This is a genomic window from Enterococcus sp. R12 (genome assembly GCF_058135755.1).
Window position 1 is genome coordinate 1,822,726 of the sequence record NZ_CM176874.1, and the last position, 25,865, is coordinate 1,848,590.

Below are 25,865 nucleotides of genomic sequence, written 5' to 3' on the forward strand. Positions count from 1 at the left end.
CTTACAAGTTTTCTCTTTCAAGACCCTCTCGATGATCGCAGGTGGTCGCTGTTCTTGGTAGTTACTCATCACTTGCTTCGCTTTCTGGCGTCGTTGTAATCAGTTTCGCCTCGTCTTTAAGGTTTTCTGGGATAGTGATGCCCAATAACTGCGCCTGGGTTTCATTGATGATCGTTTCGCCATCGCTGAATGTATAGATTGGTGTTGTCGCAGGTTCTGCTGTCCCATCAAGAATTGCTGCCACCATCTTCCCAGTTTCCACGCCTATCGTAAATTGATCTTGTCCGACCGTTGCCAAACCGCCTTGTTCCACCATCGTGTCTACGGAAGTAATGATTGGTGTTTTTGATTTATTGGCTTCTTGAACCACGGTCTGCATAGCATTTGCGATCGTATTGTCTAACGGAATATAGATAAAATCGACTTCCCGTGCCATCACTTGCACCATTTGCGCAATTTCATTACTTGAAGGAACGGCATAGGATTTGCTGGTCAAGCCATTTTCTTCGGCAGCAGCTTCTGCTTCTGCCACTTGGTATTTCGAATTGTCTTCGGTCGAAGAATACAAAATACCGACTGTTTTTGCCTCTGGCAGCAAATCTTTTGCTAGTTTGATTTGTGCAGCAACTGGTGCTTTATCGGAAACACCAGTGATATTGCCGCCGGGTTGATCCATATCTGCCACCAGATTTGCCCCAACTGGATCAGTGACCGCTCCTAAAACGATCGGTACATCCTGAGTGACATTCGCCAACGCTTGTGCTGCGGGTGTTGCTACCCCAACCAAAACGTCGGCATCTTTATTTAGCAGCTGCTGACTCATCGTTGCCAATTTGCTTTGATCCGCTTGACCGTTCTGGAATTCGATCGTCAAGTTGTCCCCTTCGGTATAGCCTGATTCTTTAAGGCCTTCTTTGATCCCCTCGGTGATCGCATCCAGTGCTTCATGACTGACAAATTGTAAGATCCCGACTGTTTTTTCAGCTTTTTCTACTGGTTCCGAAGTCTCACTAGCTTGATTGGTCCCACTTCTCATTCCTAACTGATAGACAAATGTCGCTCCTAAAAATAATAAAATAACGGTAACCGATGCAATTAATCCCTTGTTTTTCATTTTTCATTCTCCTTTTTCTGCTTACGTTTTTCGTGTTTTTCATTTTATGGTTTTTGAGAACAAAAAAAGCAACTGCCTATGTGACGGCAATTGCAAGTAAGCAAAAGCCGCATAGAAGCTTGTCCTATGCGGCGATAAATTCAACTACCAGCATAGATACAGCACTTTAGAAGGTTCTCTAAAAAGTTGTATCTATGGAATGAGGTCCCATCAATACAACTATCTACGCCAGTTTTGCCATGATTTCACTTGCAATGGAATAAATAGTTTCATGATTGTTCCTCCTTCTCAACTTGTTTTCTTTCTTGATTGAATTCAGTTTAGCTTATTGATAAAAAAACGTCAACAATTTTCTGTCAAATTGTCAGATTTTTTTATCATCATTGGCAGAAGAACGAATCGTCCACATCGGTAAACGATTCAATTCTGGGATGAATTCCGTCGTTGGCTGCTCAAATGAATCAAAGGTAAAGCGATTTTTCTCAACCCCTTCTTCATAAAAAACAAACGTCACTTTATCAGGATCAACGCTGTATTCATTGGAGAAAAAAGCCGCATCATAGACGATTGGATAATAAAAAAATGTCCGATTCAGCTCATCTTCTTGCGCTTGGATCAGATCAAATACTTGATCGAGTTGAGGTCCGTTGGGCTTACTAAACATCACCGAGATCGCTCGTGTTTCACGAATCGTCTTGTCTGCAGTCAGATAAGGCAATGGCTGTACTTTTTCTGACGGCAGCTTGTCAAAAGCGATCCGATCCACTAAAGAAGCATTGATACGATTTTGAGAAAAGACGATCAAACCTGCGAAGACCAGTGCGAAAAGAATTCCCCCGATCAGCGTGAAAATCGTTTTTTTCTGATCTCGATAAAGATCATCTAAAAAAGCTTGCCAGCTTTCAACTATTTTTTCTTTCGTGTAATGAACAAAGTTCCTAACTTGTTCCATAATTTGCCCACCTTTTTTAAAAATCCTACTATTAATTCATACTATCAATTCCCTCCTAGAACGTCAAGAAACTTCACATTTCTTCGATAATTCGGTAAGATAAAAGAAAACGGTAAAGGAGTCATTATGCATAATCTAGCTGATTCATTGATGTCTGGAGCCAATCCAATCTTCGATTTCATCGTTGTCTGTTTGAACTTTCTCTCCATTTTTGTCATCGTTTGGGGTGTATTGATCGCAGGCATTGACTTTGTGCGCTACGAATTAACAGAAAAGGATCGATTGGTGGCAGCCAGAGAGAATAATTTTATCCGCAATTATTTAGGGAGCTATGTCTTATTAGGTCTGGAGATCTTGATTGCAGCAGATATTATTGAGACGATCATCCACCCTACTTTCGAAGACATCGTACGTCTAGCTGCCGTCGTTATTATTCGGACAGTTATCTCTTATTTCTTGAATAAGGAAATCGAGCGTGCACTGCAAACCACCGATCACCAACCTACCAAGAAAAAGGAAAGCTAGCTGCCATGGCTTTTCTTTGGATTCTTCGGTATAATAGATAGGAATATTTGACATTGGAAGGATCAATCCCTCAGTCAAACTATCCTTAAAAGAAAAGAGGGAAACAATATGTCTTTTGATGGTGTCTTTACCCATTTAATGGTCCAAGAATTACAAAATCAATTAACCAGTGGACGTGTAAACAAAATTCATCAACCTTATGAAAATGAGGTCGTATTTGTGATTCGTTCCCAAGGGAAAAATCACAAACTTTTGCTATCCGCACACCCCACCTATGCTCGTGTACAATGCACAACGATCGCCTATAGCAATCCAGAAACCCCACCGAATTTCTTGATGATGCTACGGAAATATTTAGAAGGGGCGATCTTAGAATCAATCGAACAAATCGACAATGACCGTGTGATCCATTTTCATTTCACGCGACGAGATGAATTAGGTGATTTGCAAGCCCTCGTCTTGATCGTCGAACTAATGGGCCGTCACAGTACGATTTTATTAATGAATAAGACGAGCGGAAAAATCGTCGATACGATCAAACACATTGGTCATTCACAAAATACGTATCGTACCTTATTGCCAGGTGCTGTCTATGTTGCACCACCAAAGCAATCGACGCTTAATCCTTTCACAGCCTCTCGCACCAAGATTTTTGAAGAATTATCTACTCTTGATCCATTGACGGCAAAAGAACTTCAACAACGATTCCAAGGCTTAGGCCGCGATACAGCAGAAGAATTAATCGCTCGAATCAATGCCAATCCCAATGAAAAACTGCGTCAGTGGGAAGCTTTCTTTACAGAGCTTACCCAGGAGCTAGCACCAAGTTATCTCCAGTCAGAAAAAAAGGAATATTTTACACCAATTCCCTATCCATCATTGATCGATGCGACCACCACTGTCACCCATTATCAGAGTCTGAGTGAGCTTTTAGATGCGTTTTATCACGACAAGGCGGAAAGAGATCGGGTCAAACAACAAGGTGGCGAATTACTGAAAAAAATTGAGAATGAACTGAAACGGAACCAGTTGAAGTTAAAGAAACGCCAACAAACGTTGATCGATTCAGAAAACGCCGAAGAATTCCGTCAAAAAGGTGAGCTTTTGACGACCTTTATGAATCAAGTCCCCCGTGGTGCTGCTTCAGTTGATTTAGAAAATTATTATGATGAGAATCGGCTTTTAACGATCAAACTCGATCCTGCTCTTTCTCCCAATCAAAATGCTCAGAAATATTTTCAACGTTACCAGAAATTAAAAAATGCAGTCAAACTGATCCATCAGCAGATTGCCGAAACGAAAGAAGAAATCGCGTATCTCGAATCCGTGTTAGCCCAATTAGAAATCGCCTCTCCCATGGATCTGGCGGTTATTCGGGAAGAACTGATCGCACAAGGCTATGTCAAAAATCGGGCGAAACAGCGTAAAAAAGCTGCTCCTTCGCAACCAGAACGATTTCTTTCTTCAGACGGAACTGAAATTTTCGTCGGAAAAAACAATTTACAAAATGACCAACTGACCTTAAAAACAGCTCGTAAGAGTGATATCTGGCTGCATACCAAAAATATTCCTGGCTCTCATGTCATCATTCGTTCGGATGATCCTAGTGAGACAACCTTAATGGAAGCTGCAGAGCTTGCCGCATATTTCTCAAAATATCGTCAATCTGCCCAAGTACCGGTGGACTACGTGCAAGTCAAACATATTCGGAAACCGAATGGTGCCAAGCCTGGATTCGTCATTTATGAGAATCAAAAAACACTTTTTGTGACACCTGATGAGGGAATTTTGAGATTAAAACAGTCCTAGCTGTTTCTAAGTTTATTCGGATCAAAAATCATAAAGTAATCAATCAAAAACCGATCATAAGCGCTGCGAAGAGGCACGCGCTTGTGATCGGTTTTTATGCTTTTTCGTTCTATCTACTGCTCTTTCAGCAACAATTTTGCTTAGCTTGTATCACAAAAGGCAAGCCTTCTCAGAATTCAGACATCAACATATCTGCTAGATCCGCTAGAATGGCAATTGAACAGCACCTGCGGCTAATAGGCTCTGCTGGCTAATAAATCCCGCCATCCTCCATAGTGACTTTCTTCTCAAAATCAAAATGATACAGCTTTTCCCAGTGATTGATATTCAACGTTCCTTTGGTCAAACGGATCGCTAGAAAACAACAGCCTTTATCATCCTCATTGTTAACTTCGTCGTACCAGACAAAGGCTTTGCGAATTTTGCTTCTTAATTCTGCATTTTTAGGGTCTAGCACCCACCCTAAATTCTCTCCTTGACCGATCGCAGTAAACCATTCACCACTGACAGCAATCGCAACTGCTGAATTCTTACTGATTTGCTTCATTTTGTTTGATTGCTCATGAGTTGACACGTAAAAAACGCCGTCTTCATAAAAAGCATCTACTTCTCGGACGACTGGCTGTGTTTCTCCCTTGTCATTCTCGTTACAAGCAGTCGTGGCAAGGGCGATCACATTGTCTTTAAAATGTCCGAATTTTTCTTCAAGTAGTTTTACTCCTTCTTCAAACTGAGTCATTGTACTGTTCCTCCTTACATCTCACTTCTTTTTTTAAAAGGAATCCATAATTCAACATGAACGACCTGATTTTCTCTTTCTTGATAAAGCTCAGGGAAAAAATCCTCAGCAATCCACCCATTTTTCTTTAACCAGAAACGGGTATAGCGCATCGCCTTCCCCATATTGATGATCAGTTGCTCTGAAATCGTATCAAAACTGCAAACAACGTAATCCCTAGCCGGTAGCGTCCATTCACTGAAGGTCGATCCCTGTGAGTCATCACCTACTTGGCCAACAAAGTAACTCGAATAGCCTTCTGGCGCATCTCCTGGAAACGAAACACCGATCTGGTAGTTGGCATTTCCCGGTTGATTGGCAATCTTTTGAAGAAATTCATGCCAAATTTCTTCAATCGGGTCGATCCATGTCCGTTGCCCTAGCATTTTCCCATAGTTGAATGGGTAGTAACCGACGATCCCATAGAAGACCAGCGGATGCGGATTGCTTTTTTTCTGGATTTCTAAAACAACCCCTTCACTGATCAATGGGATACCCTCTTCCGTCACAATATAGCCTAATGAAAGATCTGGCTTATCAAAGTTTTGTAAGCCAATGGGCTTTTTCTGATAAAGCGAGGGTGAAATTCTATAGACCGTTTTAAACGTTCTTGAAAAAACGGCATGACTGCTAAAGCCGACTTCAAAAGCGACATCAATGACTCGCTTCTTTTGGTTTTTCAATAAAAGCGCACCTATTGCCAAACGACGCAGTTTTATATATTCCCTAACAGAAATTTTAACCAAACGAGTGAATAAGCGCTGATAATAAAAAACGGACAATGATGCAACTTGCGCCAACGTTTCGATCTCTAACGGCTCGGTAAGATTGTCTTCAATATAATCGATTGATTTTTGGATTGCCTCCCATGCATGCATATGAATTTCCTTTCTTTTACTATAAAATAATTCGCTAAAAAAGCTTTACCGTGTCTGCTCTTTTTCAATTGATTCAATTGTGTTTTATTTCACAATAAAACGAATACTTAAAACCTGCTTATTGATTAGTTTAGCATAGTCTTTGTGCTCGATGCCTATGAAAATAAAAAAAAGACGAGGATTTTCGTCTTTTTTTTCCGTTCGTTTTTAAACTATTGTATTGCTAGAAGGTTCCCACTACGTCGGGTTTTATAGGATAATCAGAAGAGAAGTCCGAAGAAAATACGTAAAAGGAACCATTTTTATAAATCAATAGAAATAAATAGGCCGATCTTTGCGGTCTTGTAATGGGCGATTATTATTTTCTAATACTTCTTCGCGGAATTCTAAAATGAAGCGACGGCTCATCTCCCCAATCCAGTCAAAGACAAACCAGTTGATTGGCCCTTTCGTTGGTGGGGTCGTCAAGGAACCAACATAATGAAAATGGTGGGTGCGCTCTGGCAAGAACATGCTCGGATCAAACCATTGGGTGTGGTTCTCAAAGTCCCAGATGCTGTCGTCTTGCTGATTGCAGATCCAGTTGAGTTTATCCGTCAGTTTGAATAAGATACCCACCACCAAGTTTTCTCCGTCATCATTCATATGAACGAGATGAAACTCTAACTCTTGCTGCTCGTCATCGATAATGTGTTCAGACGGCATGTGAAAATGAATATCCGTCAAATAGTAGTTGATCCCTTTAAATGTGACATAGCTTTCTTTGTTATAAGGAACGAAGTGAATCGTATTTTTGAATTCTTTTTCCGTGAACCGCTCTCGTTTATAGTGAAAAGCCAAGTCCTGATCGATGGGTTCTTCGGTCTCATCGTGGATTAAAGCGATTGGGGATTGGTAAGGAAATTCGGCGCCTTGTGCATACCAGTCGCACAAAGTGTGCCAATGTTCAGGTCCATTGTCTCCGGAATAACTCCAGGGAACGTCCATATTTCTTTTCAAAAAAAACAGCCTCCTAATTCAAGTTGACAGCAAGGTAAAGCCCTTCCTATCAAAAAACTTTCTTCCAATGCTATCAGAAAATAGGTAAAAATAAAACGAATATGCTTGGTCATTCCCTCACATATCCGTTTCTTATTTCAATTCCTTATTCACTCAACCAAGCAGCAGGATCTTTACGCCACTCTTGTAACAGGGCAACATCAGATTCTTGAATAGCACCCGTTTCTAAAGCCGACTCGATCAACGCTGTATAGTTTGTCAAAGTCACATAGGATAAACCTGCTTGATCAAAATTTTCTTGGACTTGAGGCAGCTCGTAAGTAAAGATCGCAGCGACGCCTAATACATCGGCTCCTTCTCTTTTGGCTGCTTCACAAGCTTCTAAGACACTGCCACCTGTTGACAATAAATCTTCAATGACGACCATTTTTTGATTTGGTTGAATACGCCCTTCAATTTGATTGCCTTTACCGTGTTCTTTTGCTTTGCTGCGAATATAAACCATTGGCAAATCTAACAATTCAGCGACCCATGCAGCATGGGGAATCCCAGCTGTTGCGGTCCCTGCAATCACTTCTGCTTCTGGGTAAGTCGTTTTGATGACTGCAGCTAAGCCTTTCGCAATGGCGCGACGTACATGTGGATAACTCATAGTGATTCGATTGTCGCAGTAAATAGGGCTTTTGATGCCGCTTGCCCAAGTAAATGGTTCATTCGGTCGTAAGAAAATCGCCTCGATGTCTAAAAGATCTTTGGCGATTTGATTGGATTGTTCTTTCATTGGCTAGCTTCCTTCCATTCTTGTTTTATTTGCAGATAACTTTCATACGGTGCCTTAGATTGGGTGATTGGACGTCCCACAACGATCATGGTAGCCCCTGCTTTACGAGCTTGTGCAGGTGTCATGATCCGTTTTTGATCACCAACTTCACTGCCGGCTGGTCGGATACCAGGCGTCAAGCGTATGAAGGCATCCGTTGTCCTTTGTTTGATCTGCTTTGCTTCGTGAGCGGAGCAAACAACACCCTCTAACCCAGCTTTTTGGGCACAAGTGGCGTAATGCATGACACTTTCTTGCAGTGACGTCATGATCTGCTGATCATGATGCATTTGTGCCTCACTAGTGGAGGTCAATTGGGTAACTGCAATCAAATCAGGAACTTTGTGCCCTGCGGGGGTTCCTTGCTGCAGGCCTTTTTTAGCAGCAGTCATCATTTCGATCCCACCGGCTGCATGAACATTCGTCAAAGCCACACCTAAAGAAGCTAAGCGTTCCATTGCTCGTCCTACTGTATTGGGAATATCATGTAGTTTTAAATCTAAAAAAATATCATGACCACAGTCTTTTAACCAAGCAACGATCGCTGGTCCTTCTTGGTAGAAAATCTCCATTCCCACTTTCACAAACAACTTTTCCTCTTTAGGAAAATGCGCTAAAAAAGTTTCAATAGCCTGTTTGTTAGGAAAATCTAAGGCAATAATTGGCCGTTCACTCATCACATGTGCTCCTCTCTCACTTCTTTTATCAGCTGTTCCAAAGAAGGGATTCCTAATTCTGCCATTCGTATAGGCAATTCTTCAATCAACTTTGGGCAAATGTAAGGATCGGTAAAGTTTGCGGTTCCGACTGCAACAGCACTAGCACCTGCCAGATACATTTCAAGGACATCATCCACTGACATCACGCCCCCCATGCCAATAATTGGTAATTGAGAAACTTGCGCCACTTGTTTGATCAGGCGAATCGCCACTGGTTTGATTGACGGACCAGACAAGCCCCCCGTTTGGTTAGCTAAAATTGGTTTCCGTGTTTTTAGATCGATCCGCATGCCTAAAAGTGTATTGATCATCGTAAACCCGTCGGCGCCGCCTGCTTCGATCGCTTGCGCAATTGGGACGATATCCGTCACATTCGGCGAAAGTTTGACATAGATCGGCACTTGCGAGACTTTTTTGACCGCTTCAGTCAATGCACCAGCAACCGTAGGATCGGTTCCGAACGTGATACCGCCATGCTTGACGTTCGGGCAAGAGATATTCAATTCGATCGCTTTGACATTTTCTGCCTGACTGATTTCCTGACACACAAGAACATAATCTTCGACGGTCGAACCGGCAACATTCGCGATGATTGGCAAATCGGGGTGTTTTTGAGCCAAGTCGGGCAAAATTTGATTCATGACCGCTTCTAACCCAGGATTTTGCAACCCGATGGCATTTAACATACCGCTAGGCGTTTCTGCTACCCTTGGGGTCGGATTGCCGAAACGTGGTTCAGGTGTGGTCGCTTTGATCATCACCGCACCTAATTGACTGATGTCATAATATTTATCATATTCTGCACCAAACCCAAAACAGCCGCTGGCAGGCATGATCGGATTTTTTAGACTCAATCCGGGTAGCTCGACATTGATCGACATTAAATGACCACCTTTCTCGCCTGAAATACAGGCCCTTCGTCACAAACTTTGACACTTTTTGTGCCTTGTTCATCATCTTTCGTATGGCAAACACAGGCATAACAGGCACCCATCCCGCAAGCCATTCGCGCCTCCATTGATAATTGAACATCTGGAAGGTCTTCGAAAAGCTGGGCGGTGGTTTTTAAAAGACCGTTATTTCCGCAAGCAAAGACCGCCGCAGGTGTTTGCTCTGCAGCTAATAACAGGTTGCCAACATTTCCTTGTAAACCCGCGCTGCCATCATCGGTAGCGATCCTCGTATCTCCCAGTGCGCGAAATTCCTCTTCATAATACATGACGTCTTTGCTGGCAAAGCCCAAAAAGTGAATGACGTGGACGCCTTGTTGTGTCAGGCGTTTCGATAATTCATAGAGCGGCGGTACACCGATACCGCCACCTACGATAAATGCAGTGTCCCCCTGGTTTAAATGATGATAGCGAAACCCATTTCCTAACGGCCCCATCACATCGATTGGATCACCAACAGTCATTTCTGAAAAAATTCTTGTGCCATCTCCTTCGACCCGATAAATGATTCGGCATTCTTTTTTCTCAGCATCAATATGATTGATACTGATCGGTCGGCGAAGAAGAAAGGCATTTTGAGGAACCCGCAGGTGTAGAAATTGCCCTGGGGTCCTCATCTCATTGACTAATTCACCCGTCAATGTCATTTCAAAAATCCGCGGTGCCAGTTGACGCTGTTTGCTGATGGTCATGATTTCTTGCTTCATCAAAAAACTCCTTTATCTGCGTTAAATTGCTTTTGTTGAAAAACTGCGGGATTCCATCACTTTTAGAATCGCATCCGCTGTATCAAGAGAAGTAAAGGTCGGTACACCATGTTCCACCGCTTCTCGGCGGATGATAAATCCGTCTTCCGTTGCATTTTGGCGATCTTTGTCCATGGTATTGACTACTACTTGGGTCGTTCCTTTACGGATCAAATCAACAACCGTTTCTTCTGCTTGCTGTTCGGAAATCTTGGCAACCCGAGTCACTTGTAGTCCTTTTTCTTCAAAGTAATCGGCGGTTCCATTGGTAGCCAATAAGGTGAAGCCGACCTCTACGAAACGCGCTGCCAGTGCTGCTGCCTCTTCTTTGCTTTCGTCTGCAACGGTGAAAAGTGCTTTTCCAAATTCAGGAATATGCAGGCCTGATGCCTCAAAAGCTTTATAAAGTGCTTTTGCCAAATCTTTGTCTGATCCCATTACTTCACCCGTTGATTTCATTTCAGGGCCTAAGTAAGTATCGACTTTTAAAAGTTTTGTAAAGGAGAAGACAGGTGCTTTGATGTGTACTTCATTTGGCGTTGGCGCAAGTCCGTCATGATAACCTAACGCTGTGATCTCTTCTCCGAGAATCGCCTTCGTGGCAATTTGGGCCATTGGGATCTCTGTTACCTTGCTTAAAAATGGTACGGTTCGGCTAGCACGAGGGTTTACTTCAATGACATACACTTTGTTCTCATGGATGACAAATTGGATATTCATCATACCGATACAATTTAAACCTAATGCCAAGCGTTTGGTATATTCTTCGATCGTAGCAATTAATTCATCCGAAAGATTTTGCGGTGGATAGACCGCCATTGAATCTCCTGAATGGACCCCTGCACGCTCGATATGTTCCATGATTCCAGGAATCAAAACAGTTTTGCCGTCACAGATAGCATCGACTTCACATTCTTTACCGACCAAGTAACGATCGACCAAGACAGGATGTTCTGGTGATGCTTTCACTGCATGACGCATATAATCTTCTAAATCGGCTTGGTTTTCCACGATTTCCATCGCACGTCCCCCTAAGACATAACTTGGGCGGACTAAAACAGGATAGCCGATTTCTTGAGCGATGGCGATCGCTTCTTGTTCGTTTGTCGCTGTATCCCCTGGTGGTTGCGGAATATCTAGCGCTTGTAATGCTTGCTCAAAGAGATCACGATTTTCGGCACGATCAAGATCTTCAATGCTGGTGCCTAAGATTTTGACCCCAGCTTTTACTAAAGGCTCTGCTAAATTGATCGCCGTTTGCCCGCCAAATTGGACGATGACCCCAATTGGTTGTTCCAAGTCGATGACGTGTAAGACATCCTCTAAGGTCAATGGTTCAAAGTACAGCTTGTCGGAGATAGAAAAGTCAGTCGAAACCGTTTCAGGATTACTGTTCATGATGATCGCTTCATAGCCAGCAGCTTGGATCGCTTTCACCGAGTGCACTGTTGCATAGTCGAACTCCACCCCTTGTCCGATTCGGATCGGTCCAGAACCTAGGACAAGAACAGATTCTTTTTCACTGCGCTTGCTTTCATTCTCAAACTCATAGGTGCTGTAGAAATAAGGTGTTGCTGATTCAAATTCTGCGGCACAGGTATCTACCATTTTGTAGACGGGCAAAATCTTTTGCTCATGACGCAGCGTGCGGATCTCAGCTTCCGTGGTTTCCCACAGCTCAGCAATCTTTTTATCCGTAAAGCCGTTTTGCTTGGCTTTTTTCAACACATCAAGGGATTGTGGTTCGTTTGCTAATGCTTGTTCGATCTCAAAGATGTGAAGCATCTTATCCAAGAAGAGCAAGTCGATTTTCGTCATTTCGTTCAAATCTTCGATGGTGTACCCTCTTCGGATGGCTTCCATGACGTAGAATAGGCGATCATCTTGCGCCTTGATGACTTTTTCCATCAGATCATTGTCAGAAAGACCTTCTAATTCTTTCATTTCGATATGGTGTGTGCCGATCTCCAATGAACGAACGGCTTTTAATAATGACTCTTCAATATTACGACCGATCGCCATCACTTCACCAGTCGCTTTCATTTGTGTTCCTAATCGACGTTCCCCAGTTTCAAACTTGTCAAACGGCCAGCGAGGAATTTTTGCGACGACATAGTCAAGGGCGGGTTCAAATTCTGCATAGGTGGTTTCTGTGACTGGGTTTTTCATTTCGTCCAATGTTAAACCGACGGCAATTTTCGCTGCCAGTTTGGCAATCGGGTACCCTGTAGCTTTACTTGCTAACGCAGAGGAACGTGAGACCCGTGGATTTACTTCAATGACATAGTAGTTGAAGCTATGAGGATCAAGCGCCAACTGAACGTTACAGCCACCTTCGATTTTTAACGCGCGGATGATTTTTAATGAGGCATCCCGTAACATTTGGTATTCATGGTCTGACAAAGTTTGGCTCGGCGCAAAGACGATGGAATCGCCGGTGTGGATACCGACTGGATCGAAGTTTTCCATATTACAAACGACGATCGCGTTGTCAGCAGAATCTCGCATCACTTCATATTCAATCTCTTTATATCCAGCAATACTCCGTTCAATCAAGCATTGGGTCACTGGCGAGAGCTTCAAGCCGTTTTCAGCGATTTGGCGAAGTTCTTCTTCATTGTTACACATGCCGCCGCCCGTTCCCCCTAGCGTAAATGCAGGACGAACAATGATTGGAAAGCCGATTTTTTTCGCAAATTCAACTGCTGCTTCCACCGTTGACACGATTTCTGATTCTGGGATCGGTTGATCCAATTCTTCCATTAATTGTTTGAATAAATCTCTGTCTTCTGCCTGGTCGATTGCTGCTAATTTGGTTCCTAGCAACTCAATTCCTAATTCATCCAAAATACCTGAGTTGGCTAATTCCATCGCCATATTTAAGCCCGTTTGTCCGCCTAATGTCGGTAAAATTGCATCAGGCTGTTCTTTACGTAAAATCCGTGAGACAAACTCAAATGTGATTGGTTCAATGTAGACTTTGTCAGCAATTTCTTTGTCCGTCATGATCGTTGCGGGATTCGAATTGACTAACACCACTTCGTAGCCTTCTTCTCGTAAAGCTAAGCAAGCTTGTGTACCGGCATAATCAAACTCTGCCGCTTGTCCTATAATAATCGGTCCAGAACCGATAACCATGATTTTCTTGATATCTGTACGTTTTGGCATATTAGTTCTGCTCCTTCCATGCATCGATCATCTCTAAAAATTCGTCAAATAAGTGGACTGCATCATGCGGGCCCGGTGCCGCATCTGGGTGGTACTGGACACTGAATGCTGGGTAACGGCGATGACGAACCCCTTCGATCGTGCCATCGTTTACTTCGACGTGGGTTACCATTAGTTTTTCTGGATCGATGGATGCTTCATCCACAGCAAAGCCATGGTTTTGTGAGGTAAAATCGATCCGACCAGTGGCGATCTCTCTTACCGGATGGTTTAATCCGCGGTGACCGAATTTCATTTTATAGGTATCTGCCCCATTCGCTAATGAGAAGAGCTGATGGCCTAAACAAATCCCGAAGATTGGTACCTTGCCTTGAATCCCTTGTATCATTTTAATTGCTTCTGGCAAGCTTTTTGGATCTCCTGGTCCATTCGTCAGCATTACACCATCTGGTGCGAGGTCTAAAATTTCTTGGGCTGTCGTATTGTATGGCAAAATCGTTAAATTGCAGTTGCGGCGTGACAACTCCCGTAAAATACTGTGCTTCAAGCCGAAGTCGATAACCACAATATTGCGACCCGTTCCAGGACTTGGATAAGGTTTTGAGGTAGAAACTTGTGCCACTTGATTGGTTGGTAAAACCGCCGCTTTTAATTGATCAAAGGCATGATCAAAGACATCGCCTGCATCAACGATACTCGCTTTCATGGTTCCGTGTTGACGAATCTTTCTCGTCAGCGCTCGTGTATCGATTCCTGCAATCCCTGGAATATTTTTGCGTTTTAAAAATTCGTCTAACGTCAGCTGTTTCCGCCAATTGCTTGCTAGACGCGCGTGTTCTTTCACAACAACCCCTTTACAAGTCGGTGAAATTGATTCGTAATCGTCTCGGTTGACGCCGTAATTGCCAACCATCGGATACGTAAACGTAATGATTTGTCCGTTAAAGCTTTGATCCGTAATGGCTTCTTGATACCCTGTCATGCTTGTGGTAAAAACGATCTCACCAAAAACATTGACACTGGCACCAAACCCTTCGCCTTCAAAGTATGTTCCATCTTCTAAAATAAGCCAACGCTTCATATTATTGCCCACCTTTTTGCCATACTGTTTTACCATTTACAAATGTATAACTCGTATCCCCATATAACGTCCATCCACCGAAAGGCGTATTGACTCCTTTTGATAGGAATTGCTTAGGATCCACGTTATAAGCTGATTCTAAGTCAAAAATTGCCAGGTCGGCTTTGTCTCCGACCATCATCGTTCCAGCACTTAGACCAAAGAGCGACGCTGGTTTCACGGTCATCCAATCCACTAGCTGCTGCAAAGTAAAGCGTCCTGTTTTCACAAAATGAGTGTACAACAATTGGAAGGCATATTCTGATCCGACGATGCCAAAGGGTGCTTTTAAAAAGCTTTGCATTTTTTCTTCATAGCCATGTGGGGCATGATCCGTCGCGATACAATCGATCGTGCCATCCAACAGACCTTCGATCAACGCTTCACGGTCTTCTTGCCCACGTAACGGTGGGTTCATTTTCCAAAAGCCTTCATCGGCAGGAATATCTTCATCGATGAGAAGCAAATGGTGGGGAGAAACTTCGGCTGTCACATGGATCCCAGCTTTTTTGGCATCTCGAATCACTCGAACACTTTCTTTCGTAGAGACATGGCAGACATGGTAATGGGCTCCTGTTGCTTCCGCCAAAAGCACATCCCGAGCGATTTGAGAAGCTTCTGTTACACTCAAGATCCCTGGCAATCCAAGTTCTTCCGCTTTTTTACCAGCATGCATCACGCCGCCAAAGAGTAAGGAATCATCTTCTGTATGGGCAACCAATGCCAAGTCATTTTCGGCGGCTTGCTTCATTGCCAAATACATTGTGCCAGCAGTCTGAACCCCGACACCGTCATTTGTTAAGGCAAATGCCCCCGCGGCTTTCATTCCAGCTGCATCCGTCAACGTTTCGCTGCGCAAGTTTTCGGTGATCGGGGCGTATTGTAAGACGTTGATTGATGCATCTGCGTTGATTTTTTCGTAAACAGCTGCTAATTTTTCTGGTGTATCAGGAACTGGGTCAAGGTTTGGCATTGCGCAAACTGTCGTAAACCCGCCACGAGCGGCTGCCATGCTGCCCGTTTCGATTGTTTCTTTGTATTCAAAGCCCGGTTCTCTGAAGTGTACATGAACATCCACTAAACCTGGTGTGATCAATTGCTCTTTGGCATCGATGACTTCGTCAAAATCTGTTTCGGGAAATGCTGTACCGATCCCGCGAATGATTCCGTCTTCGATCCAAATTGCTGCAGGCACACAGTGATTGTCTTTTTTGATGATTTTACCGTTTTTAATGAGTGTTTTCATGTAAACTTCCTCCTCTAATTCATTCCTTTTTGCCTGTTAGGCCTTACCGTTCAACACCGCTTCAAGAATTGCCATTCGAACAAAGACGCCATTGGACATCTGGGTGATGATGCGCGAGCGTAAGCTTTCAACTAAGGCATCAGCTAACTCCACATCGCGATTGACTGGTGCTGGGTGCATAATGATCGCATGCTCTTTCATTCTTGCGGCGCGTTCGACGGTCAACCCGTGATTTTTTAAGTATTCTTCTTTTGAAAAGCTTTCCGTTCCATCATGGCGCTCGTGCTGGACACGAAGCATCATCATGACATCGACTTCTGCGACCAATTCGTCGAGTGGCATCCAGTGACCGTATACTTCAAATTCTTCGTCATACCATTCCTTTGGACCTGAGAAGAAGACTTTCGCGCCGAGACGCTTCAACATTTGCATGTTTGATTTTGCGACCCGTGAGTGGGTGATGTCGCCTACGATTGCGACTTTCAAGTCGTCAAAGTGCCCGAACTCTTCATAGATTGTCATCAGATCTAGCAAACATTGCGTTGGGTGTTGGCCGCTGCCGTCCCCGCCATTGATGATACTGCACTGGATCGTTTTGCTTTGGATCAAAGAGTCGTAGTAGTTTTCATCGCCGTGGCGAATGACCGCAACGTCTACACCTAAAGCCGACATCGTCAAGACCGTGTCATACAAGGTCTCGCCTTTTTGAACAGAACTGGTGGAGGCTTCAAATTCGATGACTTCGATCCCTAGTTTTTTCTCAGCAACATCGAAGCTTTTGTGGGTTCTGGTACTGTTCTCAAAAAAGAGATTTGTTGCGAAATATTGTTCTTTTTGGGGCATCCATTTCGCCCCTCTTTTGAATTCTTGTCCTCTGCGGATGAGTCCCATCACTTCACGGTCTGTCAATGCTTCGACCGTCAAAAGATGCTTTAAGCTGATTCTTTCGGATTGAATAATCATGAATGAATTCCTCCTTTGATTCTGTTTAAACGATGAGTTGGCACAAGTTATTTTTCTTCGCTGCGAGAGCTGTCAGGTAAAATAAGATTCAAGAAGATTCCTAGGACAGTTGCTAACGCCATTGCGGATAAGGTGAAGGTACCGACCGTGAAGACAAGCCCGCCGATTCCTACCACAAGGATCACTGACGCAATGATCAAATTCTTCTTACGATCAAAATCGATTTTATTGTCGATCAAAATTTTCAACCCGCTGGCAGCGATGACGCCAAAGAGCAGGAAGCTGATCCCTGAGATGACTGGACCAGGAATACTTAAGATCAATGCGCTTAGTTTTCCAACGAAGCCTAGTACGATGGCTAGAATTGCCGCACCACCGATGACGAACACACTGTGGACCCGTGTAATTGCTAAAACCCCGATGTTTTCTCCGTAACTTGTCACTGGGGGTCCCCCAACGAGACCGGCTGCGATTTGAGCAAAACCATCGCCCAAAAGTGTTCGGTTCAAGCCTGGCTCTTCAAAAAAGTTCCGCTTCGTTAATTTGTTCAAGACCATCAGATGACCGATGTGTTCGGTCATGGTAACAAAAGCGATCGGCGCCATCGTCGTGATCGCATTCAGATACAGTTTTGGTTCATAGTTAATGAAGGGAATCTCGAAGCTCGGCATGCCAAACCAGTTGGCGTCAATGATGGGCTGTACATCGACGATTCCCGCTGCTAAGGCGATCAAGTATCCGCCCACGATCCCCAGAAGGATCGGAATCAGTCCTAAGAACCCTCGCAGAAACATATTGAAGAAAATCGTTAATCCTAAGGTAGCCAAGGCTACCAGAATGTACTTGAAATCGTAGACTGAGTCATTGTACATCGCATTCTGAGCTGCGTTAGCGGCTAACCCTAATCCAATCACCATAATCACAGGACCGACAATGATCGGTGGTAAGATCTTGTCCAACCAAGCAGCACCTGCACGTTTTATGATCATCGAAACGATCACGTAGACCAACCCAGTCGTGATGGCGCCTTGTGCAATAGCTGGGTAGCCGTCAGATTTCATCAGCATCTGCATCGCTGCGATAAACGCAAAGCTGCTGCCTAGATACGCTGGAATCTTCCCTTTCGTCGTAACCAAGTAAACCAATGTTCCAATACCTGAACTAACTAAAGCGATGCTGGGGTTGATCCCAACGAGGATCGGAACTAAAACGGTTGCCCCAAACATCGTGAAAAGATGTTGTAAGCTTAGGCCTAACCAAGGCAGTGCTTTGGGCCGATCTTTGATGTCTAAAACTGCGTCTGGATTACGAAATTCTTGCTTCTGCATGTTGCTGTCACTCTTCTTCCTAGTCGTTTTCTTTATTGATCATGATCCGGTCAGAACCATCTGATTCTTCCATCTCCACGATAATTTCTTCACTTAAAGCAGTTGGAATATTTTTTCCAACAAAATCTGCCCGAATCGGCAGTTCACGATGACCGCGGTCAACTAAAACGGCGAGTGAGATTCTTTTTGGTCGACCAATATCCATGATGGCATCCAAAGCTGCCCGAATCGTCCGTCCTGTAAACAAGACATCATCGATCAAGATGACTTCTTTGCCATCAATGGCAGTCGGGATGTCTGATGAATGGATCTCTGGATCATCTTCTGTCTTTTTGTCATCTCGGTACAAGGTGATGTCCAATTCACCGACAGGTACTTCTACGCCTTCTAGTTGTTTTAAACGTTCTGCTATTCGTTGCGCGATATAGATGCCGCGGGTTTTGATCCCTACCAGCACCAAGTTATCAATGCCGCGATTTCTTTCTATAATTTCATAGGTGATCCGCGTTAACGCTCGTTTCATTGTTACTGCATCTACTACTTCTTTCGCTGCCATATGTTATTCCCTCCTAATTTTGAACATAAAAAAACTCCTACCTGCTTGAGGTAGGAGTCATGTTTTCCGATCGTTGCCTAAAATCCCATTCTGTGGATTTTGGGTACACGTTATCATCTAGTAAGGGTTCGAATCTCCAACGCGGGAGTCGTCTGCTTACTCATTCCTTCTTAGCCTCACGGGACTACATTTAAAGGAGCTATTTAGTTGTTACAATTACTATACAGTTCTCACACAAAAAAATCAATCATTTTTTCGCAATTTTTTTAACGTGTCCGCGAACAGCTCTGGTAATGGCGCTTCAAAGACCAGCGACTCGCCTGTTGTTGGGTGGGTGAAGCCTAGAAGCTTGGCATGTAAAAACTGCCCATTGCCTTTTAGCGTGCGTTTAGGTCCATATAGCGGATCGCCAGCTAGCGGAAAACCGATGTACTGCATGTGGACTCTTATTTGATGGGTTCTTCCTGTTTCCAGCTGTAGTTCTACTAAGGTGAACTGCTCGAAGCGCTCCAACACGGTGAAGTGAGTGACAGCGGGTTTGCCATTTTCGATCACGGCTTGCATTTTGCGATTGACTTTTGAGCGACCGATTGGTGCATTGATGGTGCCTTTTTCGTGGCTGATCGTACCATGAACCAATGCTACGTACTTGCGTAACGATGTTTTGTCTTTCAATTGTTTCGCTAACGACTCATGTGCCTGATCATTTTTGGCGATCATTAACAGACCCGACGTATCTTTGTCGATTCGATGAACGATTCCTGGCCGAACAACATCATTGATCGTGGATAAATCATCCATATGGTACAATAACGCATTAACCAAGGTGCCATTTGGATGCCCAGCGGATGGATGAACCACCATCCCTTGCGGTTTGTTGATGACTGCCACATCAGCATCTTGATAGACGATCGTCAAAGGAATATTTTCTGGTTGTAAGTCTACAACTTCAGGTTCTGGTACTTGGATGATCAAGTGATCACCTGCTTTTACCTTATAATTTGCCCGAACCGTTTCGCCCTTCAATGTGACCGCAGCTTCTTTTAGCCACTGCTGGATTTGTGACCGACTATGATTTGGCAAGCGTTCAGCCAACACTTTGTCGACCCGCCCTTTTTCTTCTTTAATGATTACTTCAATTTGCTTTTCCATTTGATTCTCCTTGTTTCCCTTTTGCTTCGTCATCTACCAGTGCATAAATAAAAATCAAGATCACCCCGAACACTAATGACATATCAGCGATATTGAAAATTGGGAAATTGATAAAATCAAGCTGGAACATATCGACCACAAAGCCATGCTGCAACCGATCGATAAAATTACCGATCGCCCCACCTAGAACAAACGCCAGTCCGAAACGAAACCATAGACTGCTTTTTTGGTAGCGAAACAATAGGTAAACAACAACAGCAACCGCGATAACGGTGATGATCGCAAAAAAGGTGATTTTTCCTTCTAGAATACTCCAAGCTGCGCCCGTATTCTGAAGATAGGTCAGGGACAACACATTGTCGATCAGAGAATGTGTTTCACCCAGTTGATAATTGGCAACGATCCAAATCTTCAGCCATTGATCCAAGCCAATGACAACAGCACTTAACAAAAAAAACAACGCGATCATAAATTTTCCACTCTTTCTTCTTTAAAAATATCTCGTGGACGGATGATGCCCAAGAGATTTCCATTCGGATTTTTATCCTTGGTGATCAAAACCGCCTCAAGCAGGGCATTTTTTTGAAACAATTCTTCCACTTCTACGATGGTCGTTTCAGCCGACACGAAACAATAATTCGATCGTTTCCCATCTCCTGCTAATAATTCATCTGCCGTTCTGCCTGCCACCTTGATTTCACCATGGAGGCTTTCTTTCGCTAACCAGTATCCCAGCATCCGCAAGGTGATCAAGCCCAAAAATCGACCATTATCATAGATCGGAAATTGTGAATAGCGCTTTTGTGCAACGATTTTCAATAACTCTGGTAATGGCAGGTGCTTTTCAAAACCAGTCACTCGTTTCGCAAAACGCGGCATGACTTTTTCAGGTGCCAGTAAGGAGCGTTCAATTTCTTGGATGCGATTGACGACCCATTCATTCGGTTCTGCAATGACAAAGTTTTCTCCGATTTTTTCATGTACGATGGCATTGCGCAGCTGAGCCATTTGTAATAGATCATCTTCTGCTCTTCTGACATTGATATTTTTGCTTTTTGACAAGCGACGAACCATTTCAGAAAAACCCATATTCCGCGGATTATCCAATTCGTCACGAAGCCGCTTTTCGATTCGATTAAAACTGCTCAAAAATTGATCTGCACCACTAGCCATGAGGAACCTCCTTGATAAGATACGCTTTTTTTAAATAAATCAAAACAAAGACAAAATATGCCACTAAATACACACCGACAAAAAGCAACGAGTAAAGGGAGATGGATAATAAGCCCAATACCCCCATCATGAGAAAAAGGCTTAAATAAAAGCCGATATATATTCTTTTAAGCGCAGGATTCATCACGACCTCCAGCTTGAGCGCTGATTGGCCTTTTGGTAACTGAAAAGGCTGACTTTCTAAAAAAAACATGCGCACACGAATCGGCGTCTGCTCAGCCAGCGCCAAAAAAATCGTTTGCTGATGATTGATGGCAGCGATTCTTTTTTTTCCTTGCATGACCTCCAAGGGACTGCCCATTCCATAAAAACCAGTCCTCCTAGTTAGTTGTAGCTCCATTGACAAAGATCACCTCAATTGGTTAAGTATACTTGATTATCAAAAGAAAGAAAATAGACTTTTGCTTGCTTCCTTGATTATTATAACAAGAATCCCTACTTTTATCTTCCATCACGTCTAATGAACGAGAAAAAGACGAATGCCGCTTGCACCCGTCCTTTCAAGTCATCTCTTTCCGTTTTTCCGTTTCAAATGCCGCGAATGCCTTCTTTGTTTGTGATAGCTCTTTTAGAAAAGACCGATCGCTTGGCCATCAGAAGCCACGTCCATATTGATGGCGGCAGGTTTCTTCGGTAATCCTGGCATCGTCATCACGGCACCAGTCAAGGCTACGATAAAGCCAGCCCCTAATTTTGGCACGAATTCGCGAATCGTTACTGTAAAGTCATCTGGTGCGCCCAATCGCTTTGGATCATCACTAAAGGAATACTGGGTTTTTGCCATACAGATCGGCAGCTGATCCCAGCCTTGTTCTTTGAAGCTTTGCAACTGTGCCTTGGCTTTCGGCGCAAACTCAACCTCTGCCCCGCCATAGATTTCCCGCACGATCAAAGAAGCTTTATCCGCTAAAGGCAAATCGTCGGTATACAAGCGTTGATAGTTGGCAGGTTTTTCCTCGATTACTTGAACCACTGCTTTTGCTAGATCCGTTCCACCTGCACCACCGTCTGCCCAAACGGCTGTCCGTGCGATGGTGACGTCGATTTGCTGGCACATGGTTTCGACTAGTGTTCGCTCCGCTTCGGTGTCTTGTGAGAACTCATTAAGCGCAACGACAACTGGAATCCCGTATTTACGCATGTTTTCAACATGTCGCTTTAAATTACTGAAGCCTAACTCTAATGCTTTTAAGTTTTCTGTCCCTAAATCAGCCACAGCGATCCCACCATGCATCTTCAGTGCTCTGATCGTCGCTACTACTACGATCGCATCTGGTGCCTTTGATAAGTTCGGTGTTTTGATATCAAGAAATTTCTCTGCCCCTAAGTCAGCACCAAACCCAGCTTCGGTCACCGTGTATTCGCCTAAGTGCAAAGCCGTCTCGGTTGCGATCACACTATTACACCCATGGGCAATATTCGCAAAAGGTCCGCCATGGATCAGCGCAGGGGTTCCTTCAATCGTTTGAACAAGATTCGGTTTGAGGGCATCTTTTAAAAGTAAGGCTAAAGCACCTTGGACCGCCAGATCTTTTACGTAAATCGGTTGTTTCTCAAAAGAATAACCAATTAAAATCTTTCCTAATCGCTCTTTTAAATTATCAATACTTGTTGCCAAGCACAAAATCGCCATGATTTCACTAGCAACGGTGATGTCAAAACCGTCTTCTCGGGGAACGCCTTGTAACGGTCCCCCTAGACCGACGATCACTTGTCGTAACGCTCGATCATTCAAATCGACAACCCGTTTCCATGTGACCCGACGTCCGTCGATCCCCAACTCATTGCCTTGCTGGATATGGTTATCGATCAATGCAGACAAGGCATTGTTTGCTGCTGTGATCGCATGCATATCGCCAGTGAAGTGTAAGTTGATGTCCTCCATCGGCAACACTTGTGCTTTGCCGCCGCCGGTGGCGCCGCCTTTGATGCCCATTACTGGTCCTAAAGATGGCTCACGTAAGGCGATGACGGTTTGCTTGCTGATTTGATTTAACGCATCTGCAAGTCCAATGGTCACGGTTGACTTGCCTTCTCCAGCGGGTGTCGGACTGATCGCTGTGACTAAAATGAGTTTACCCAGCGGATTGTTTGCTTTTTCGGTGATTGCCGACCATTCGATTTTTGCTTTATACTTGCCATAAAGTTCCAGGTCATTGCCTGTTAAACCAAGTGGTTCAGCAATTTCAATAATCGGTTTAGGCATTGATTCTTGTGCAATTTCGATATCTGATTTCATTTTTACCCTCAATTCACGAACTATTTAGCACTTTAAAATGTGTTTTGTTTGCTATGCTCTTATTATACTTGATTTTATTCAGAAAGAAAGAGAGATTTTTCACACTTTTACAAGAAGTTTCACGAATCCTTTATGTAAAAAAAACAACGTCCCTCCTAAGGCTGTAACGCCAAAAGGAGCGATCGCTGCTTTCTAGATTCCTATGAATTACTCGTTGGTTTTGACCTGCACCCTTTTTTCAGGGATTTTTTCTTGAAAAAAAGTTTCTAACCATGCCACATCTTTTTTACGCAACGTGAAGGTATACGTTTTTTGATGATCGGTAATGCTTATTAAACGGTTTATAATTTGCCATTTTTCTATCTCAGGTAAAGAAATAAGGCTTTTCTTCCATAAGCGCGCATAGCGAATCAGGAGCAAATCATTCCTGATGAGCATGCTTCGGTGAATCCCTAACCATACAAAAAAGAAAAAGACGGCTAAAACGAGGTTGCTTTTCCAATAAGGTCTGGTATTTTCTAACGAAAGAATCAAACTGATAAATAATATCATCATAGTAAACGACCAATAAATGATCGCTGTAGCAGCTTCCGGTTGCCAATACAATTTACGCTTCATAAAAGTTCCTCACAACATAAAATTTCTAGTATACTATCTTTATCATATCAAAAAAGGGTGAGACAATGTTAAAAGTTTATCTTGATGCTTCCACGAAAGGCAACCCCGGCCCTAGTGGCGGTGGAATCGTCATTGTCGGTACTGATCTGCATGAACAAATTGCGTTTCCGCTACCTGATTCAACCAACCACCAAGCAGAGTTCGCTGTGATGGTCAACGCGTTGCAGCTGCTGATTGACAAAGGTTTACAGGAACAGACAATTATGCTCTATATCGACAGCAAAGTCGTTGCGCAGACCATCGACAAGAATTATACCAAAAACCCTGCTTTTTCTGATTATTTAACAGAAATTCAATACTTGTTGAAACAGTTCGCTTTAGCAATCATCCAATGGGTCCCTGAGAGTCAAAACAAAGGTGCCGACCATTTGGCACGCCAAGGATTAGCAAAAGCGATGAAATTAAAGGATCGGAGACAATAACCGAGAGAAGTTTTGTTTGAAGCGCAACCAGTAAGATTGCTTCGCCAAAATTTCATCCGTCAGTAATGTTGATTGTGCCATATCCTCTTCAAAGAAGCCTTTCAACGTTTGCGTGACATCGTGATCGTAGGCGAAGGCGTTGACTTCAAAATTCAAGGCATAACTCCGAATGTCTTGATTCGTCGTCCCAAAGGAACTAATGGTATCATCCATCATGACCGTCTTCGCATGGAGGAAACCATTGTTATAGATGTAGATTTTTGCACCACGGCGATGCAAGTAATTGGCATAATGCTGTGTTGCCCGATAAATGAATGGGTGGTCAGGCATACATGGAATCATGATTCGAACGTCTACACCTGAGTGGATGGCAATTTCCAATGCGTTCATCATACTGTCATCAGGAATCAAATAAGGCGTTTGGATCCAAATCGATTCTTTGGCAGCTAAGATCATTTTTACAAAACCGCCTTTGAGAATTTGGGTCTCACTTTCAGGCCCATCAGCGACGATCTGCAAATCAACATTTCCAGAGCGCTCTTTCGGCGGTAGAATAAAGTAGCGATCCTCGTATTCCAGCTGATCCTCTTCTCTTTTTACAGATGCGTTCCAGTCACGAATAAAAATCTCTTGTAGTGTAAAACTGGCAGTACCTACGATTCTCGCATGGGTGTCTCGCCAATAGCCAAATTTGGCCTTTTTCCCTAAATACTGATCGCCGACATTAAAGCCGCCAGTCCATCCGATTTGACCGTCGATCACAACGATTTTTCGATGTAGATGGTAGTTCAATCGTGTGTTGCGGATTAGGTTCTTCGAAGTGATGAAAGGCACGACTTTTCCACCGGCATCAATCAACGGTTGAAAGAATTTCCGATTGGCCTTCGGCGACCCCCATGGATCATAGACCAAACGCACTTCAACACCTTCACGGGCTTTATCGATCAAGATTGACAAGAATTGGCCACCGATCTCATCATTAAAAAACGAATAATACTCCACATGCAGATTATCTTCTGCTAGCTTCATGTCCTCAAACAATGCGGCAAATTTTTCTTTTCCATCTGTATAAAATTCTACTTTGTTTCCTTTCGTCAAGGGCGATTCATCAAGGTTCTTAAAATAGCGCTCTAATAGATGATTGTCATCTGAGTAAGGATGTTCAGGAAAAGAATAATTGTGCACTTTGATGATTTGATTCAACTCATTGATTCTACTTTGGTGGTGCTCACTAAATTTATAAATAATTTCTCCGTCGATCCCCCGACCACAAAACAAGTACAACAAGAACCCGATGCCGGGGATGAATACCAACGTCATCATCCAAGCAAAGACACTTGCAATCGAGCGTGGTTTCCGAAAAACAGTAATAAAGGCAGCGATCGTATTAATAAACAAAAGTGCCAATAATACCGTGGAAATCATGCTCATATCCATTTTTATCATAGTTTCCTCCTATATCCTGTAACC

Annotated in this window: 25 protein-coding genes; 3 read left to right on the top strand and 22 right to left on the bottom strand. The window is 43.5% G+C overall.

All coding sequences use genetic code 11. The features are described from left to right. Positions 1 to 61 precede the first annotated feature (61 nt). Both trpX and ACTW1R_RS08425 read right to left on the bottom strand, forming a co-directional pair. Positions 62 to 1,114 (bottom strand): tryptophan ABC transporter substrate-binding protein, encoded by a 1,053-nt coding sequence (gene trpX, locus ACTW1R_RS08420; RefSeq protein WP_156236185.1) that lies wholly within the window; start codon positions 1,112 to 1,114, stop codon positions 62 to 64. A gap of 364 nt (positions 1,115 to 1,478) precedes the next feature. Beyond that, entirely contained in the window at positions 1,479 to 2,066 is a 588-nt protein-coding gene (locus ACTW1R_RS08425) for a hypothetical protein (protein WP_167821882.1), read from the bottom strand. Between the two features lie 126 nt (positions 2,067 to 2,192). On the opposite strand from ACTW1R_RS08425, the gene ACTW1R_RS08430 reads away from it, so the two are divergent. Both ACTW1R_RS08430 and efbA read left to right on the top strand, forming a co-directional pair. Continuing rightward, positions 2,193 to 2,591, top strand: a complete 399-nt coding sequence (locus ACTW1R_RS08430; RefSeq protein WP_010748365.1) for a DUF1622 domain-containing protein — start codon at positions 2,193 to 2,195, stop codon at positions 2,589 to 2,591. A gap of 108 nt (positions 2,592 to 2,699) precedes the next feature. Beyond that, positions 2,700 to 4,400, top strand: coding sequence for a fibronectin-binding protein EfbA (gene efbA / locus ACTW1R_RS08435; RefSeq protein WP_156236187.1), 1,701 nt, complete (start codon positions 2,700 to 2,702; stop codon positions 4,398 to 4,400). Positions 4,401 to 4,650: 250 nt separating this feature from the next. Here the strand turns inward: efbA and ACTW1R_RS08440 are convergent, their stop codons facing one another. The 19 genes from ACTW1R_RS08440 to ACTW1R_RS08530 all read right to left on the bottom strand — a co-directional run bounded on the left by ACTW1R_RS08440 (position 4,651) and on the right by ACTW1R_RS08530 (position 23,913). After that, positions 4,651 to 5,139, bottom strand: a complete 489-nt coding sequence (locus ACTW1R_RS08440) for a pyridoxamine 5'-phosphate oxidase family protein (RefSeq protein WP_060791939.1) — start codon at positions 5,137 to 5,139, stop codon at positions 4,651 to 4,653. Positions 5,140 to 5,153: 14 nt separating this feature from the next. Beyond that, positions 5,154 to 6,056, bottom strand: a complete 903-nt coding sequence (locus ACTW1R_RS08445; protein ID WP_489927258.1) for a helix-turn-helix domain-containing protein — start codon at positions 6,054 to 6,056, stop codon at positions 5,154 to 5,156. 309 nt (positions 6,057 to 6,365) lie between these two features. Then, on the bottom strand, positions 6,366 to 7,043 hold the full coding sequence (locus ACTW1R_RS08450) for a carbonic anhydrase family protein (RefSeq protein WP_034695625.1): 678 nt from the start codon (positions 7,041 to 7,043) through the stop codon (positions 6,366 to 6,368). Between the two features lie 157 nt (positions 7,044 to 7,200). Beyond that, positions 7,201 to 7,836, bottom strand: coding sequence for an orotate phosphoribosyltransferase (gene pyrE / locus ACTW1R_RS08455; protein ID WP_005226111.1), 636 nt, complete (start codon positions 7,834 to 7,836; stop codon positions 7,201 to 7,203). Continuing rightward, positions 7,833 to 8,552 (bottom strand): orotidine-5'-phosphate decarboxylase, encoded by a 720-nt coding sequence (gene pyrF, locus ACTW1R_RS08460; RefSeq protein ID WP_156236191.1) that lies wholly within the window; start codon positions 8,550 to 8,552, stop codon positions 7,833 to 7,835. The genes pyrE and pyrF overlap by 4 nt, the downstream gene beginning before the upstream one ends. Next, positions 8,552 to 9,475 carry a dihydroorotate dehydrogenase gene (locus ACTW1R_RS08465; RefSeq protein WP_010748370.1) on the bottom strand — a complete coding sequence of 308 codons (924 nt, stop codon included), beginning with the start codon at positions 9,473 to 9,475 and terminating at the stop codon, positions 8,552 to 8,554. The genes pyrF and ACTW1R_RS08465 overlap by 1 nt, the downstream gene beginning before the upstream one ends. Then, entirely contained in the window at positions 9,475 to 10,251 is a 777-nt protein-coding gene (locus ACTW1R_RS08470) for a dihydroorotate dehydrogenase electron transfer subunit (RefSeq protein WP_005226114.1), read from the bottom strand. Before ACTW1R_RS08470 ends, ACTW1R_RS08465 begins: the two co-directional genes overlap by 1 nt. Before the next feature lie 21 nt (positions 10,252 to 10,272). After that, a complete protein-coding gene (gene carB, locus ACTW1R_RS08475; protein ID WP_118215192.1) occupies positions 10,273 to 13,458 on the bottom strand; it encodes a carbamoyl-phosphate synthase large subunit in 3,186 nt (1,061 codons plus the stop codon). A 1-nt stretch (position 13,459) separates the two neighbouring features. Then, on the bottom strand, positions 13,460 to 14,539 hold the full coding sequence (locus ACTW1R_RS08480) for a carbamoyl phosphate synthase small subunit (protein WP_010748372.1): 1,080 nt from the start codon (positions 14,537 to 14,539) through the stop codon (positions 13,460 to 13,462). 1 nt (position 14,540) lies between these two features. Beyond that, positions 14,541 to 15,824 carry a dihydroorotase gene (gene pyrC / locus ACTW1R_RS08485; RefSeq protein WP_005226117.1) on the bottom strand — a complete coding sequence of 428 codons (1,284 nt, stop codon included), beginning with the start codon at positions 15,822 to 15,824 and terminating at the stop codon, positions 14,541 to 14,543. Positions 15,825 to 15,860: 36 nt separating this feature from the next. Then, positions 15,861 to 16,787, bottom strand: coding sequence for an aspartate carbamoyltransferase catalytic subunit (locus tag ACTW1R_RS08490; RefSeq protein ID WP_005226118.1), 927 nt, complete (start codon positions 16,785 to 16,787; stop codon positions 15,861 to 15,863). A gap of 47 nt (positions 16,788 to 16,834) precedes the next feature. Continuing rightward, positions 16,835 to 18,115 carry a solute carrier family 23 protein gene (locus tag ACTW1R_RS08495; RefSeq protein WP_005226119.1) on the bottom strand — a complete coding sequence of 427 codons (1,281 nt, stop codon included), beginning with the start codon at positions 18,113 to 18,115 and terminating at the stop codon, positions 16,835 to 16,837. Between the two features lie 19 nt (positions 18,116 to 18,134). After that, positions 18,135 to 18,671: a bifunctional pyr operon transcriptional regulator/uracil phosphoribosyltransferase PyrR gene (gene pyrR, locus ACTW1R_RS08500; protein WP_005231374.1), complete on the bottom strand. Its 537-nt coding sequence runs from the start codon at positions 18,669 to 18,671 to the stop codon at positions 18,135 to 18,137. Between the two features lie 243 nt (positions 18,672 to 18,914). After that, on the bottom strand, positions 18,915 to 19,823 hold the full coding sequence (locus ACTW1R_RS08505; RefSeq protein ID WP_218213390.1) for an RluA family pseudouridine synthase: 909 nt from the start codon (positions 19,821 to 19,823) through the stop codon (positions 18,915 to 18,917). Next, positions 19,807 to 20,292 carry a signal peptidase II gene (lspA, locus tag ACTW1R_RS08510; protein WP_005226122.1) on the bottom strand — a complete coding sequence of 162 codons (486 nt, stop codon included), beginning with the start codon at positions 20,290 to 20,292 and terminating at the stop codon, positions 19,807 to 19,809. The genes ACTW1R_RS08505 and lspA overlap by 17 nt, the downstream gene beginning before the upstream one ends. Then, positions 20,289 to 20,996, bottom strand: a complete 708-nt coding sequence (locus tag ACTW1R_RS08515) for a CBS domain-containing protein (RefSeq protein WP_156236199.1) — start codon at positions 20,994 to 20,996, stop codon at positions 20,289 to 20,291. The genes lspA and ACTW1R_RS08515 overlap by 4 nt, the downstream gene beginning before the upstream one ends. Beyond that, the gene (locus tag ACTW1R_RS08520; protein WP_010748376.1) at positions 20,989 to 21,396 is read right to left on the bottom strand and encodes a hypothetical protein; all 408 of its coding nucleotides are present in this window, start codon (positions 21,394 to 21,396) and stop codon (positions 20,989 to 20,991) included. Before ACTW1R_RS08520 ends, ACTW1R_RS08515 begins: the two co-directional genes overlap by 8 nt. A gap of 228 nt (positions 21,397 to 21,624) precedes the next feature. Further along, positions 21,625 to 23,295 carry a formate--tetrahydrofolate ligase gene (locus ACTW1R_RS08525; RefSeq protein WP_159161353.1) on the bottom strand — a complete coding sequence of 557 codons (1,671 nt, stop codon included), beginning with the start codon at positions 23,293 to 23,295 and terminating at the stop codon, positions 21,625 to 21,627. A 207-nt stretch (positions 23,296 to 23,502) separates the two neighbouring features. Beyond that, a complete protein-coding gene (locus tag ACTW1R_RS08530) occupies positions 23,503 to 23,913 on the bottom strand; it encodes an EbsA family protein (protein ID WP_005231379.1) in 411 nt (136 codons plus the stop codon). Between the two features lie 65 nt (positions 23,914 to 23,978). Between ACTW1R_RS08530 and ACTW1R_RS08535 the strand changes: the two genes are divergently transcribed. Then, the gene (locus ACTW1R_RS08535) at positions 23,979 to 24,395 is read left to right on the top strand and encodes a ribonuclease HI family protein (protein ID WP_159161354.1); all 417 of its coding nucleotides are present in this window, start codon (positions 23,979 to 23,981) and stop codon (positions 24,393 to 24,395) included. Here ACTW1R_RS08535 and cls read toward each other — a convergent pair. Continuing rightward, a complete protein-coding gene (gene cls, locus ACTW1R_RS08540) occupies positions 24,375 to 25,841 on the bottom strand; it encodes a cardiolipin synthase (RefSeq protein WP_159161355.1) in 1,467 nt (488 codons plus the stop codon). The genes ACTW1R_RS08535 and cls overlap by 21 nt on opposite strands. Positions 25,842 to 25,865: the final 24 nt, after the last annotated feature.

Excerpts from the sequence above, each read along its gene's own strand:
- ACTW1R_RS08480 (WP_010748372.1), bottom strand. The coding sequence starts at position 14,539 with ATGAAGCGTTGGCTTATTTTAGAAGATGGAACATACTTTGAAGGCGAA.
- ACTW1R_RS08535 (WP_159161354.1), top strand. The coding sequence starts at position 23,979 with ATGTTAAAAGTTTATCTTGATGCTTCCACGAAAGGCAACCCCGGCCCT.
- ACTW1R_RS08525 (WP_159161353.1), bottom strand. The coding sequence starts at position 23,295 with ATGAAATCAGATATCGAAATTGCACAAGAATCAATGCCTAAACCGATT.
- pyrF (WP_156236191.1), bottom strand. The coding sequence starts at position 8,552 with ATGAGTGAACGGCCAATTATTGCCTTAGATTTTCCTAACAAACAGGCT.
- cls (WP_159161355.1), bottom strand. The coding sequence starts at position 25,841 with ATGATAAAAATGGATATGAGCATGATTTCCACGGTATTATTGGCACTT.
- ACTW1R_RS08430 (WP_010748365.1), top strand. The coding sequence starts at position 2,193 with ATGCATAATCTAGCTGATTCATTGATGTCTGGAGCCAATCCAATCTTC.
- ACTW1R_RS08445 (WP_489927258.1), bottom strand. The coding sequence starts at position 6,056 with ATGCATGCATGGGAGGCAATCCAAAAATCAATCGATTATATTGAAGAC.
- ACTW1R_RS08505 (WP_218213390.1), bottom strand. The coding sequence starts at position 19,823 with ATGGAAAAGCAAATTGAAGTAATCATTAAAGAAGAAAAAGGGCGGGTC.
- pyrE (WP_005226111.1), bottom strand. The coding sequence starts at position 7,836 with ATGAAAGAACAATCCAATCAAATCGCCAAAGATCTTTTAGACATCGAG.
- efbA (WP_156236187.1), top strand. The coding sequence starts at position 2,700 with ATGTCTTTTGATGGTGTCTTTACCCATTTAATGGTCCAAGAATTACAA.
- pyrR (WP_005231374.1), bottom strand. The coding sequence starts at position 18,671 with ATGGCAGCGAAAGAAGTAGTAGATGCAGTAACAATGAAACGAGCGTTA.
- pyrC (WP_005226117.1), bottom strand. The coding sequence starts at position 15,824 with ATGAAAACACTCATTAAAAACGGTAAAATCATCAAAAAAGACAATCAC.
- ACTW1R_RS08490 (WP_005226118.1), bottom strand. The coding sequence starts at position 16,787 with ATGATTATTCAATCCGAAAGAATCAGCTTAAAGCATCTTTTGACGGTC.
- ACTW1R_RS08440 (WP_060791939.1), bottom strand. The coding sequence starts at position 5,139 with ATGACTCAGTTTGAAGAAGGAGTAAAACTACTTGAAGAAAAATTCGGA.
- ACTW1R_RS08530 (WP_005231379.1), bottom strand. The coding sequence starts at position 23,913 with ATGAAGCGTAAATTGTATTGGCAACCGGAAGCTGCTACAGCGATCATT.
- ACTW1R_RS08515 (WP_156236199.1), bottom strand. The coding sequence starts at position 20,996 with ATGGCTAGTGGTGCAGATCAATTTTTGAGCAGTTTTAATCGAATCGAA.
- ACTW1R_RS08495 (WP_005226119.1), bottom strand. The coding sequence starts at position 18,115 with ATGCAGAAGCAAGAATTTCGTAATCCAGACGCAGTTTTAGACATCAAA.
- ACTW1R_RS08425 (WP_167821882.1), bottom strand. The coding sequence starts at position 2,066 with ATGGAACAAGTTAGGAACTTTGTTCATTACACGAAAGAAAAAATAGTT.
- lspA (WP_005226122.1), bottom strand. The coding sequence starts at position 20,292 with ATGATCGCGTTGTTTTTTTTGTTAAGTGCTGTTGTCATTGGCTTGGAT.
- ACTW1R_RS08520 (WP_010748376.1), bottom strand. The coding sequence starts at position 21,396 with ATGGAGCTACAACTAACTAGGAGGACTGGTTTTTATGGAATGGGCAGT.
- ACTW1R_RS08465 (WP_010748370.1), bottom strand. The coding sequence starts at position 9,475 with ATGTCGATCAATGTCGAGCTACCCGGATTGAGTCTAAAAAATCCGATC.
- trpX (WP_156236185.1), bottom strand. The coding sequence starts at position 1,114 with ATGAAAAACAAGGGATTAATTGCATCGGTTACCGTTATTTTATTATTT.
- carB (WP_118215192.1), bottom strand. The coding sequence starts at position 13,458 with ATGCCAAAACGTACAGATATCAAGAAAATCATGGTTATCGGTTCTGGA.
- ACTW1R_RS08450 (WP_034695625.1), bottom strand. The coding sequence starts at position 7,043 with ATGGACGTTCCCTGGAGTTATTCCGGAGACAATGGACCTGAACATTGG.
- ACTW1R_RS08470 (WP_005226114.1), bottom strand. The coding sequence starts at position 10,251 with ATGAAGCAAGAAATCATGACCATCAGCAAACAGCGTCAACTGGCACCG.